This window comes from Parasedimentitalea nitratireducens, assembly GCF_057444295.1.
On sequence record NZ_JBYAXC010000002.1, the window covers coordinates 400,690 to 412,705 of the forward strand.

General features: G+C 52.1%; 10 protein-coding genes. 6 read left to right on the plus strand and 4 right to left on the minus strand.

The features are described from left to right. Positions 1-7: 7 nt before the first annotated feature. Both AC2T28_RS07630 and AC2T28_RS07635 read right to left on the minus strand, forming a co-directional pair. Positions 8-973 carry a hydrogen peroxide-inducible genes activator gene (locus tag AC2T28_RS07630; protein ID WP_486748376.1) on the minus strand — a complete coding sequence of 322 codons (966 nt, stop codon included), beginning with the start codon at positions 971-973 and terminating at the stop codon, positions 8-10. Positions 974-1,056: 83 nt separating this feature from the next. Further along, a complete protein-coding gene (locus tag AC2T28_RS07635) occupies positions 1,057-2,172 on the minus strand; it encodes a DUF6456 domain-containing protein (protein WP_486748377.1) in 1,116 nt (371 codons plus the stop codon). 189 nt (positions 2,173-2,361) lie between these two features. Here AC2T28_RS07635 and AC2T28_RS07640 point away from each other — a divergent pair, with 189 nt between their 5' ends. Then, positions 2,362-2,697, plus strand: coding sequence for a DUF6477 family protein (locus tag AC2T28_RS07640; protein WP_486748378.1), 336 nt, complete (start codon positions 2,362-2,364; stop codon positions 2,695-2,697). A 35-nt stretch (positions 2,698-2,732) separates the two neighbouring features. Here AC2T28_RS07640 and AC2T28_RS07645 read toward each other — a convergent pair whose 3' ends face one another. Then, positions 2,733-4,277, minus strand: coding sequence for a trimethylamine methyltransferase family protein (locus tag AC2T28_RS07645; RefSeq protein WP_486748379.1), 1,545 nt, complete (start codon positions 4,275-4,277; stop codon positions 2,733-2,735). A gap of 230 nt (positions 4,278-4,507) precedes the next feature. Here AC2T28_RS07645 and guaA point away from each other — a divergent pair, with 230 nt between their 5' ends. The 5 genes from guaA to metA all read left to right on the plus strand — a co-directional run bounded on the left by guaA (position 4,508) and on the right by metA (position 10,348). Then, on the plus strand, positions 4,508-6,070 hold the full coding sequence (gene guaA / locus AC2T28_RS07650; RefSeq protein WP_486748380.1) for a glutamine-hydrolyzing GMP synthase: 1,563 nt from the start codon (positions 4,508-4,510) through the stop codon (positions 6,068-6,070). 164 nt (positions 6,071-6,234) lie between these two features. After that, positions 6,235-7,122, plus strand: a complete 888-nt coding sequence (locus AC2T28_RS07655; RefSeq protein ID WP_486748381.1) for a DMT family transporter — start codon at positions 6,235-6,237, stop codon at positions 7,120-7,122. A 122-nt stretch (positions 7,123-7,244) separates the two neighbouring features. Next, a complete protein-coding gene (locus AC2T28_RS07660) occupies positions 7,245-8,369 on the plus strand; it encodes an outer membrane protein transport protein (protein ID WP_486748382.1) in 1,125 nt (374 codons plus the stop codon). 142 nt (positions 8,370-8,511) lie between these two features. Beyond that, entirely contained in the window at positions 8,512-9,387 is an 876-nt protein-coding gene (locus tag AC2T28_RS07665) for an ATPase (protein WP_486748383.1), read from the plus strand. 43 nt (positions 9,388-9,430) lie between these two features. Continuing rightward, entirely contained in the window at positions 9,431-10,348 is a 918-nt protein-coding gene (gene metA, locus AC2T28_RS07670) for a homoserine O-acetyltransferase MetA (protein WP_486748384.1), read from the plus strand. Between the two features lie 557 nt (positions 10,349-10,905). On the opposite strand, the gene AC2T28_RS07675 is transcribed toward metA, so the two are convergent. After that, positions 10,906-11,910, minus strand: coding sequence for a nuclear transport factor 2 family protein (locus AC2T28_RS07675; RefSeq protein WP_486748385.1), 1,005 nt, complete (start codon positions 11,908-11,910; stop codon positions 10,906-10,908). Between the last annotated feature and the right edge of the window lie 106 nt (positions 11,911-12,016).

The following is a 12,016-nucleotide window of genomic DNA, read 5'->3' on the forward strand; positions in this document are numbered from 1 at the left end:
GCACGGGTCATCGATCAGCTTTTTTGAGCTCGCCATTGGCGGGCTCAATTTCGTTTCTGCACTCAAGAACTATCGATTGTCCGATATTCTTGATAATGTCAGCCAACGGGTCAAACCAGCCGGTACCAGATGTTGTTGAACGTCGGGCCAAACCGATCTGTCGTGACGGTTGAGGGTCTGGGAACCGTTGTACCTCTAGTCCCGTGGCAGCAGCACATTCGGATTTTACCGCCAGTTCGGGCATCAATGTCAATCCAAAACCCGCTGCAACCAAACGAGAAAGTGTGGCCAAAGATCCCGCCCCCATATTGATCCCAGGCGATGTCGGTAACATGCCACAGACCTCAAGAGCCTGATCCGTAAGGCAATGTCCATCTTCCAACAACATAAGTTGTTCACGGTTCAGATCCTGAGGATGAACAACACCGCCAGCCTGTTGAAGCGCTGACAATCTGGCAGGAGTCCCGGCAAGCAAAAAACGGTCGTCAAATAAGGGTACTTCGACACAGTTTGGCACCCCGGTTGGCAGCGCCAGAATGACCGCGTCCAATTCGCCAGTTTGTAGCTCTGCCAACAGCCGTTCCGTTCTGGCTTCGCGCACCTGCACTGTTAATTGCAGATCCTGCGCGCGCAGTTCCGCCAAAACACCAGGAAGCAAATAGGGCGCTAAGGTGGGGATAATGCCCAATGCCAAGCTGCGCTGCCCTGCGCCATGATCACACGCAAGACGATCCAGATCACGCGCAGCTGTCAATATGGTGTCGGATTGGGCCAGGACTTGCCGCCCCAGTGGCGTCAAAACCAAATCGCGGGCGCGTCGTTCAACCAAAACCCCACCCATGATGTCTTCCAGAGCACGAATTTGCACCGAAAGCGCGGGTTGAGAAACATGACACGCCTCAGCCGCCCGGCCAAAGTTACGGTGTTGGCACAACGACCTGAAATAGCTGAGTTGCCGGAGGGTAAAGTTCATCCTGCAAACCTATCATTCGAAGGGGAAAACACAAAAGAATTCTGCGAGGGATCGAACTCTCCGCCGCCTATTTCTCCGTACTCTCACCCAATCATAACATCATCGTTCGACTGAGATTCATAATGGTACAAGAGTTGCTGCAAGGCGATCCGTAGCACGATTTTTCCGGAACGAGCAGACCAGCCTAACTGTCGCTCAGCCTGTTCCAAGCCCTCCAAATGGCAACAACACCGTAGCGCTATATCACTTAGTCCTGGACCCAAATGATTTAGCGCCAGGACCGCACGTTTCTTTGCCTCAGTAGTAAGGCTATTTCCATCCGTTGCTTTACCGCATTCCCTCTCGAACTGGTCTCGATCCTGCGCAACCTGATCACCAATCTGGGCCAACTCAAAATCTTCCCTCAAACGTCCGCCTGCACTGACTTGTTCAGGCGACAAAAAGGGTTGACCGTTCTGGTCAAATAGCCTTGCCAATGTTTCAAGTGGGCTTTCAACCAACCCATATCTTACCCGGCGCGGCTGTTGCGATTTGGCACACAAAGAATTGTTTTTATTCGTAAAATCGGCTTGCGCTTCAAAGAACCCACCCTCTGGTTTCACCTGTGCCATGTTTTCAGCCTCAGCCATTTTGGCCCTGACTTCGGTTCGCCCAGAGGCAGTGATGTGATATCGGCTTAATCGGCAAGGCTTTGTACAGCTAATCCAATCTCGTAACGCTAGCGCCTCTGCAAGAGGTCTCCCCACAACAGCTTTACGGGCGATCATGGCATCTGCCTCTCGAACAACCACTGCCTTGTCCATGCCTTCGGCCACAGCTAAAATAGTACCTGCACGACACAAGCCGTGAAGAATCCGAACCGCATCCTGATCAAACACCGCGTCATGGATTGAAGCCACGTTCCGCGCCCTGTTTAGGTCTGATAAGTGATGAGATCCAGCGTAGTGATTGCATGCCAAGCTACGTAAAGCCCCCTCTACCAGGGGATCATCCCGTCTCGTTTCAATTCTTCGGACTTGTCGCAACACAGTTGATGGGTGGCACCCGGCTGAACGTGCCAATTGTCGGATCGACCGGCCTGCTTCGGTGTGATCTAGATATCGGCTAACTTCTAAAGGAACCCATTTGGGCAGCGGTAAAACTTGCTGTTTTTGCATTTCTGAAACCCCGGCAGCGGGCAGCCAGGTCAATTCATACACCACTTACCCCCAATTTTACCCCCACGGGCGCAGTGACCTGCCAAACCATTTCTACAATACTTATATTTTGGCATCATTGTTTCTAATTGGTAATTAGTAATAAATACAGCGCCCGCCATTAAACCAAGTCGGCAACACCCTCATAGCTTGTGCTACCTGTGAGTAATTCACCCACAGAAAGGTCCGATGATGCAAGACTTGCTTGGCCGTTTATCCACTCTTCGCCGACCCCGAATTCTAATTCGCACCGCCCGCATAGGTGCGCAAGACTACTGCCGGCATCGCCACCTTCCCAGACTATTGGGGTTTACCCAACTCCCCAAAACGCCATTGGCCCTATTGGAATTGATCGAGATGGAACAGCAGTTAAACCGCCGTCGCTGTGCTGACGATCCAGGCTACCCACTTATGCGTCACATCGAAGTCCTGATTGCCTTGATGGGAGAAGCCCAACTGCTGTCCACCAATCGCACCAAAGGGGAACAAAAAAAGGCGGCAACTGCGAGCAGTAACCGCCTGAATTAATACCGTTTAGTGTCTTTGACTATCAGTCAGGAATACTAACTAAACGCATCCGCCATCGAGGACTTCTTTGCCTCGACATAAGCCACAAGCTTTGCCCTGATTTCTGGATCCAAATTGGGGGTTTGATAGTTGGAAACCAAGTGCTCCACCTTCTCACTTGCAAGAGCCAGAGTGTCACGCCCCCCCTCTTCTTCCCATGTTTCAAAGGGTTTATAATCCAACAAATCCGACTTCCAAAACGCGGTTTTGAAATTAGCCTGTGTATGGGCGCAGCCCAGATAGTGTCCACCAGGACCAACTTCACGGATCGCATCCAATGCAAGATCATCTTCTTCTATCGGGATCCCCTTGGCCAAGCCATGCAAAGCCCCCAACTGGTCAACATCCATCACGAATTTTTCAAAAGACGCAACCAGTCCACCCTCTAGCCAACCGCAAGAGTGCAGCATAAAGTTCACCCCAGACATTAGCCCCATATTGAGACTGTTGGCTGTTTCATAGGCGGCCTGGGCATCTGGAAGTTTTGAACCACAGAACGAACCTGAAGAGCGAAACGGCAGGCCAAACCGGCGGGCCAGTTGTCCCGCGCCATAGGTCACCAATGACGCTTCAGGGGTTCCGAAAGTTGGCGCACCCGAGTTCATGTCGATCGAGCTGACAAAAGCGCCAAAAATTACCGGCGCTCCGGGGCGGATCAACTGACTATAGGCAATACCGGCCATCACTTCGGCGAGAACCTGGGTCAGCGTCCCTGCAACTGAAACCGGCGCCATAGCACCGCCTACAATAAACGGCGAAATAATGCAGGCCTGGTTGTTTTGCGCATAAACCTCTAGTGCGCCCATCATTACATCATCAAATGTCATCGGCGAATTGATGTTGATCAGCGACGTCATCACCGTGTTGTTCTGCACAAACTCCTTCCCAAATAGGATTTCGCACATCTCAACACTGTCTTGCGCCCGACTTGGATCTGTTACCGATCCCATAAACGGCTTATCCGACAACGTCATATGGGCCAACAGCATATCCAAGTGCCGCTTGTTCACCGGCACATCTGTGGGCTCACAGACGGTGCCACCCGAATGGTGCAACCATTTGGACATGTACGACAGTTTCACGAATTTTTCAAAATCCGCCATTGTTGCATAGCGACGGCCACCTTCGGCGTCCCGCACAAACGGAGGGCCGTAAACAGGTGCACACACTAGGTTTTTGCCACCAATCACTACCGACTTTTCTGGATTTCGTGCGTGTTGAGTAAATTCTGACGGAGCTGTTGCCATCAGTTTTTTCGCCAAGCCACGCGGAATGCGAACCCGCTCACCTTCGACTTCGGCACCCGCATCTCGCCAGCGCTGCAACGCACCGGGATTGTCGACAAAGTTCACGCCGACTTCGGCCAGAACTGTCTCGGCATTGGCTTCGATCACATCCAAAGCCTCTTCGCTTAGGACTTCGAAATTGGGGATGTTTCGTTCGATATACTTAGCTGTTTCTATAGTGACAGCAGTGCGTTCGGCGCGGCGGGCTGCACCGCCACCTGACCGTCCGCGTCGGCGCGAAGTTGCTTCAGCCATGTTCAGTCCTTCATCACAGGCGTTTTGTTGCCCCTATGTAGCCCAGCCCCGATGGCAGCCATCGAAAGATAACGGCCTATGGCGTTGAAAAGCGACATTCCACATAACATCCCGCGCCTTCGCTACCTTTTACCTCTGTCGTCGATCGGAATTAACAAAACAAATCCTTACACCGCGAGACAATATTAATTTCTCTTGCGAAATCCTCTCGCCTGGCCTATGGCCCGGACATGAGCCAGACATCCCATGACCGCCTTCTCATCATCGACTTCGGCAGCCAGGTGACGCAGCTTATTGCGCGCCGCCTGCGTGAGCTGAACGTCTATTGCGAAATTCACCCCTATCAGAACGTCACTATGGACTTTGTGCGCGAAATGGCGCCCAAGGCTGTGATCTTCTCGGGCGGGCCTGACAGTGTAACCCGAGAGGGTTCACCGCGCGCACCGCAAGAGATTTTCGACTATGGCGTTCCGATCCTTGGCATTTGTTATGGTCAGCAGACCATGATGGAGCAGCTGGGCGGCAAGGTCGAAAGTGGCCACGGCACAGCTGAATTTGGCCGTGCCTATGTCACGCCGTCTGATGCTAAGCTGGATATCCTTGATGGCTGGTTCGCCGATGGCGACGAGCAGGTCTGGATGTCGCATGGCGATCACGTCAGCAAAATCGCACCGGGTTTTGAGGTCTACGGTACATCGCCTAATGCGCCTTATGCCATTACCGCCGATGCCTCGCGTCATTTCTATGCGGTACAATTCCACCCCGAAGTGCACCACACCCCTAACGGCGCCAAGCTGTATGAGAACTTTGTCAAACTGGCAGGCTTCTCCGGCGACTGGACCATGGGCGCCTACCGCGAACAGATGATCGACGCGATCCGCGCACAGGTCGGCGATAAAAACGTGATCTGCGGTCTTTCCGGCGGCGTCGACAGTTCGGTTGCTGCGGTGCTGATCCACGAAGCGATTGGCGACCAGCTGACCTGTGTGTTTGTTGACCATGGATTGTTGCGTAAGGGCGAAGCCGACGAAGTGGTTTCGATGTTCCGTGATAATTACAACATGCAGTTCATTCATGCCAACGAGCAGGAACTGTTCCTTGGTGAGCTGGAAGGCCAATCGGATCCAGAAACCAAGCGCAAGATCATTGGGCGTTTGTTCATTGATGTTTTCCAGAAGCACGCCAACACCATCGAAGGTGCTGAATTCCTGGCACAGGGCACCCTGTACCCAGATGTGATTGAATCGGTGTCCTTCTCGGGCGGTCCCTCGGTCACCATCAAATCCCACCACAATGTTGGCGGCCTACCCGAGAAAATGGGCCTGAAACTGGTTGAACCCCTGCGCGAGCTGTTCAAGGACGAAGTCCGCGCACTGGGTCGCGAACTGGGACTGCCAGCCAGCTTTATCGGCCGCCATCCCTTCCCTGGCCCCGGCCTTGCCATTCGCTGCCCCGGTGAAATCACCCGCGAAAAGCTGGACATCCTGCGCGAAGCTGATGCGGTGTATATCGACCAGATCCGCAAACACGGGCTATATGATGACATCTGGCAGGCTTTCGTAGCTATCCTACCGGTCCGTACAGTTGGCGTGATGGGCGATGGGCGCACTTATGATTTTGCCTGTGCACTGCGCGCGGTCACCTCGGTTGATGGCATGACGGCGGATTACTATCCGTTTAGTCATGACTTCCTTGGCGAAACCGCGACCCGGATCATCAACGAGGTGAAAGGCATCAATCGCGTCACCTATGACATCACATCCAAGCCTCCGGGCACAATCGAGTGGGAATAATCCCCAGAGAATTTTGATAATCATCCCCTCTCAGCACATGCTGTGAGGGGATTTTTTGTTAGAATCCCATCCGCACTACAGATCAATTGCCCACAAATGATCGCTTGACGCCCGCTTGAATTTGAAGCTTTTTGCCCAAGCAGGACGCTAGGAAAGAAAAGCCGATGTCAGACTCGCAGATCCAGATTGGTCGCGCCGCCCTTTGGATGACCGGCACTATTGTCTCTTTTTCGGTCATGGCCATCGCAGGGCGCGAGGTTAGCTTTGCACTCGATACATTTGAAATCATGATGTACCGCAGCATTGTCGGTGTCATTGTTGTGGCCACAGTCTTAAGCATCACAGGACGCTGGACACAGGTCAGCAGTGCACGCCTTGGCGATCACTTCGTTCGTAACCTAGCGCATTTCACCGGTCAGAACCTCTGGTTCTATGCTGTTACTCTGATCCCGCTTGCCCAGGTTTTTGCCTTGGAGTTCACCTCTCCATTGTGGGTAATCATTCTGTCCCCCCTTCTTCTCGGCGAGGCCCTAACCCGCGTGCGTGTTCTGGCGGCGGTTATAGGGTTTGCTGGCATTCTTATTGTTGCACGACCCAGCCCTGAAACAATGAACATCGGGATCATCACTGCAGCCAGCTCGGCGTTCTTCTTTGCATTGACCAATATTCTGACCAAACGGCTCACACGTGTTGAACAGATCGGATCAATCCTGTTTTGGCTTACAGCAATGCAGCTTGTCATGGGACTTATCGCATCCGGGTATGATGGGGACATTACATTACCCGATCTGTCCACCGCTCCATGGCTCGTACTGATCGGTTTAGCTGGTCTGACGGCGCATTTCTGTTTGACCAACGCCCTGGCTCTCGCGCCTGCGACAGTTGTTATGCCAATCGACTTCACCCGCCTGCCAATCATCGCACTATTGGGGATGCTGCTATATGCTGAGCCTTTGGATTTTTGGGTGCTGTGTGGCGGAATTATCATATTTGCCGCTAACTACTTGAATATAATGGATGCCAAAACAACATCTCGGGCATCACGCTCCTAAACTCCACTGCCATTTTTCAAGTGTGAAAATTGCCTTCCGCGTGGTCAACATTGATCTGCGGTTTATGCCTTGGCTAGTTTCTCTCGATAACAAAGCAGACAAAAGTCTGTTGGGGAGGGACCATGAAGAACTATCTAATAACGACAGCTGCACTTGCACTTGTTTCAGGGACGGCATCAGCCGGCGGCCTGGACCGAACTGGCCAGTCGATGGGAATCATCTTTGAAGATGGTAATTACATCGAGTTTTCCGCTGGCCACGCTTCACCAGAACTCAGCGGCACAGACGTTGCCACCCTCAACCCTGCTCAAACGCCATCCGGCAATGTTGGTCAAAGCTTCAATCAAATCGCCGCTGGTCTGAAGTACAATATCAACGATCAACTGTCTTTCTCGCTGATCTACGACCAACCTTGGGGCTCGGATATCAGCTATGCTCCCGCCAATGCCAACCCCACTACCCCTGGTTCAGTCATGCTGGGCGGAACTCAGGCGTTTGCCGACTCCGATGCAATCACCGGTATCCTGCGGTACAAATTCAACGAGAATTTCAGCGTTCACGGAGGTCTGCGGTATCAACAGGTTGATGGCAATATCACGTTAAGCGGCTTGGCTTATGGCCCGTTGAACGGCTATAGCGTCAATCTAGACCGCGACGCCGCCGTGGGTTGGATTGCAGGTGGTGCATACGAAATTCCTGAAATCGCACTTAGGTTTGCACTCACATATCAATCCGAAATTGAACACGAGTTTGATACCACCGAGAACATCGCGCCAGGCGTAACTTCGCAAAGCACCACCAAGACTCCACAGTCGGTAAATATCGATTTCCAAACAGGGATCGCCAAAGACACCCTATTGCTTGCAGGCATACGTTGGGCAGACCACAGCAAAACCAAGTTGCGCCCCGCCGCCGCGGGTGTGGACCTGATCGACCTCACAGATACAACGACATACACTTTGGGGCTTGCGCGCCGTTTCAATGAAAACTTGGTTGGCTCGATCAGCTTGGGCTACGAAGCCGAAAAAGACGACAATCTGGTGTCGCCTCTTGCGCCAACCAACGGGTTCAAAAGCATCTCGCTTGGCCTGCAATACAGCAAGGACAACTACAAGATTTCTGGCGGCATCCGCTACACCGATCTTGGTGACGCTTTTGCTGAAACCGGCACCCCAGATGTCGCTCGTTCTTCGTTCAGTGGAAACGATGCTGTGAGCTTTGGGGTTAAGTTTGGCTACTACTTCTAAGTAATAAAACACTAATCCCTTAAACGCCCTGTGTTCATCGCAGGGCGTTTTGCGTTTCTCTGCGTGGATCTCAACGTCCAATGATTGACCCTGCGCCCTGCACTGGCTAGCAAGGCTATGGACTACAGGGATACCAGCCACGATGCTCTATACTTCTGCTCAAAACTGGCGTGACGCGCCAAACAAGCGCGTTCTGTTTTTTGGCATGTCCGGGTTGGGGAAAACCTATGTCAGCAACATGTTGCGTGACGCAGGTGATTGGTTCCACTATTCGATCGATTACCGCATCGGCACCCGCTATATGGGCGAGTACATCGCCGACAATGCCAAAGCCGAAGCGATGAAGGTGCCATTTCTACGCGATCTCTTGCTTTCGGATTCGATCTATATTGGCTCCAATATAAGTTTTGAAAACCTGGCCCCCGTGGCCAGCTATTTGGGAAAACCTGGAAACCCGCATTTGGCCGGCCTGGAAATTGACGAATACCGTCGTCGCCAGGAACAGTTTCGCATGGCCGAAATTCATGCGCTGCTCGACACCGAGTATTTCATTGACCGGGCACAGCGGCTGTACGGGTATAACAACTTCATCTGCGACACTGGCGGATCAATTTGTGAGTGGGTCAATGCTGAGGATCCCAATGACCCTATCTTGTCTGAACTTTCCAAACACACCCTTATGGTTTGGATCAAGGGTGACGAGGCGCACACGGCCGAACTGGTCCGCCGCTTTGACCGCGCCCCTAAACCAATGTCTTATCAGCCAGAGTTTCTCACCACCACTTGGGAGAAATATTTAAATATAAACAAGATCCAAGACAACGAAGTTGATCCAAGTGAGTTTCTGCGCTGGTCCTTTGGTCAGGCTATGGACCACCGGCAACCGCGCTATGCAGCAATGGCCAAAAACTGGGGCGTAACCGTTACGGCGGATCAAATTTCCGCAGCCCGCGATCAGGAAAGCTTTACGGATTTGATCGCAAAAGCGATTGATACTGCCCTTGAGCCCAGTAGCTGATCAACTTACATTCCCTTTCTGATCCCAAACCAGAGACGCAGATATGCCCATCAAAATTCCGTCCGACCTACCCGCCTACGACGTTCTCACGGACGAAGGCGTCATGGTGATATCTCCGGATCAGGCCGCGCGTCAGGATATTCGCCCCCTTCGCATTGCGCTTCTGAATTTGATGCCCCAGAAAATCCAGACGGAAAACCAGTTCTCTAGATTGATCGGCGCCACGCCGCTGCAAATTGATCTGACGCTTATCCGCATGAGCGAGCATCGCACGCGCAATACCGCTGCCGAGCACATGGCCGAATTTTACCTTCCCTTTTCAGAAGTGCGTGATCAAAAATTTGACGGCCTGATCATCACTGGCGCACCAATTGAACATCTTGACTTTAACGAAGTCACCTATTGGGTTGAAATCAAACAAGTATTCGAATGGACGCAGAGCAATGTCCATTCAACATTTGGGGTGTGCTGGGGTGGGATGGCGATGATCAACCATTTTCACGGCGTCGACAAACACATTCTGCCACACAAGGCTTTTGGCTGTTTCCGGCAACAGAACCTGTTTCCAGCGTCGCCCTACTTGCGCGGGTTTTCCGATGATTTTGTTATTCCGGTCTCCAGGTGGACAGAAATGCGCCAGGACGAGGTTGATTCTAAACCAGCCCTTCGCACACTGTTAGGCAGCTCCGAAGTTGGGCCCTGCCTGATTGAGGATCCCTCACATCGCGCCTTGTATATTTTCAACCACTTCGAATACGACAGCGACAGCCTAAAGCAGGAATACGATCGTGACGTGGCCGAGGGTACACCGATCAATATCCCCAATAACTATTACCCCAATAACGATCCCAGCCAAAAACCACAAAACCGCTGGCGCAGCCACGCACATCTTTTGTATGGTAACTGGATCAACGAGATTTATCAAACCACGCCGTATGATATGAACGATATCGGCGGATAACGCGCTGTTTTAATTTAATACACTTCCTAAGGCCGCCACATTTCCCTGTTATTAGCACCGGCAGACCTCCAACTTTCATCGTGGATGAACTGCACTCGCTCTGAACTCGCAGATCATATGAACTCGCCTTTTTCCAGTTCTAAAAGCTGCCCAAAATTCTCTGTCTTCTGGCTTTTGAATCCAAGTAAATAAACAGATCAGTCAATGGAGTTAGCTGCATTGACTGGTCGGTTTTCTAGACACCACTGTTGTTGGACACTTGTTATTGCAGTAGCCGGAAGAGCCCGGAGGATGGCGGATAGAACCCCATATACATGGTGAGGGGCGAAACGGTGGACCGTGTCCTGAAAAGATTCGAAGATTGTCGTTCAATACAGTCAAAAACGGGCTTCTAATGCCATATAGCCTGAATTGAGTCACTCATTCATACAAACTATCCTGACGACTTGATGGCCCCCATGATTTTCAAAATTTTCCCCAAAATTCTTCGAAACCCAGTGCCGATCTTCGCCCCGGAAGATGTGATCACCTAATCCGGGACACAGGTTCTATTGGTCTCATGTTCTAGGAACGACTGCCATCCGGGCCAAGATATCTACCCCCTGCTGCTTCCAGAAATGCAACAGATCGATAAAGATCCAGTTTTCAGCGAGCTTGCCCTCGGCGCGGCGATAGATATCGATCACTCGAAACTCTCCGGCCTTTTGCGTTGCAGGCATTCCCATAAACCCGCCCGACGGCACAGCTGTGAAATTTGGCCAACCAAAGAACCCGCCATAGTGGCCCTCGGCCATCCGGCAGATATGTTTGGTCTTGGATCGCTCCGTAAACGAAGCGCGGAACGGGCCCGAGTGCTGCTTGGCATAACGCTCGATTGTGTAGGTGGCTCCGATCCCTGCTGGCCCCCACCAGATCATATCGTCACACCACGTTTGCGCCAGCTCCTGCTCGAGCGTCAACTCACTGTCCCATTGGCCCAAGTCCGATATCATCGCATTAATCGCAGCCAGGGTTTTCTCGCCCTCCTCAACCGGCTGCTTCTCAAACAACAACCCATCGTGCGTCGCAGGTCCCGGCTGCACCAGATGCGCTGCGGTCTGCGGCGGAAAGGGTTGTAACCCAGCCTGCATCATCAGATGCGGAATATCAAAATACATGGCTGTTTCAGCAATTTTACCATCCACAACCTTATGAAAGGCGCAGTAACGCAGAAACGCCATTTTTCCGGTGGGCTGAATGCCAAGCCAAGGCTGATCAAACAGCCCCATCAAATGCCCCATCGAGCTCACCCAGACGCCGTCATCAGCACCAAACATATTGGTGCCGGCCATAAAGACATCCATCCGACGCTGCAGCCTTGTCAGACTTTGGCGAAGCGGGACCCAAAATTGCGCTGCCACAGCCTCGGGGCCTTGTATTTCATCAAAGGGATGGAACCCACGCCATAATAAATCTGGCGAGCAATAATTGCGCATGACACCCAAGAGTGCGTCGCCTTTGGCGGCATCTAACGATGAATAGAAGTCGCACACCACCTGTTTTTCTGTCTGAAAGCTGATCATAGGTTTTCCGATTTTCTCAAAATTTGCGTGTTTTCCACCGAAAATGAATCACTCGCCCTGTCACAATTGCATACGTATGCAAAAAAGTCTTGCCTGATGTATCTTT

What these genes read in the sequence shown, in the direction of transcription:
- metA (WP_486748384.1), top strand. Translation starts at nt 9,431, where the DNA reads ATGCCCATCAAAATTCCGTCCGACCTACCCGCCTACGACGTTCTCACG.
- AC2T28_RS07630 (WP_486748376.1), bottom strand. Translation starts at nt 973, where the DNA reads ATGAACTTTACCCTCCGGCAACTCAGCTATTTCAGGTCGTTGTGCCAA.
- AC2T28_RS07640 (WP_486748378.1), top strand. Translation starts at nt 2,362, where the DNA reads ATGCAAGACTTGCTTGGCCGTTTATCCACTCTTCGCCGACCCCGAATT.
- AC2T28_RS07660 (WP_486748382.1), top strand. Translation starts at nt 7,245, where the DNA reads ATGAAGAACTATCTAATAACGACAGCTGCACTTGCACTTGTTTCAGGG.
- guaA (WP_486748380.1), top strand. Translation starts at nt 4,508, where the DNA reads ATGAGCCAGACATCCCATGACCGCCTTCTCATCATCGACTTCGGCAGC.
- AC2T28_RS07655 (WP_486748381.1), top strand. Translation starts at nt 6,235, where the DNA reads ATGTCAGACTCGCAGATCCAGATTGGTCGCGCCGCCCTTTGGATGACC.
- AC2T28_RS07675 (WP_486748385.1), bottom strand. Translation starts at nt 11,910, where the DNA reads ATGATCAGCTTTCAGACAGAAAAACAGGTGGTGTGCGACTTCTATTCA.
- AC2T28_RS07665 (WP_486748383.1), top strand. Translation starts at nt 8,512, where the DNA reads ATGCTCTATACTTCTGCTCAAAACTGGCGTGACGCGCCAAACAAGCGC.
- AC2T28_RS07645 (WP_486748379.1), bottom strand. Translation starts at nt 4,277, where the DNA reads ATGGCTGAAGCAACTTCGCGCCGACGCGGACGGTCAGGTGGCGGTGCA.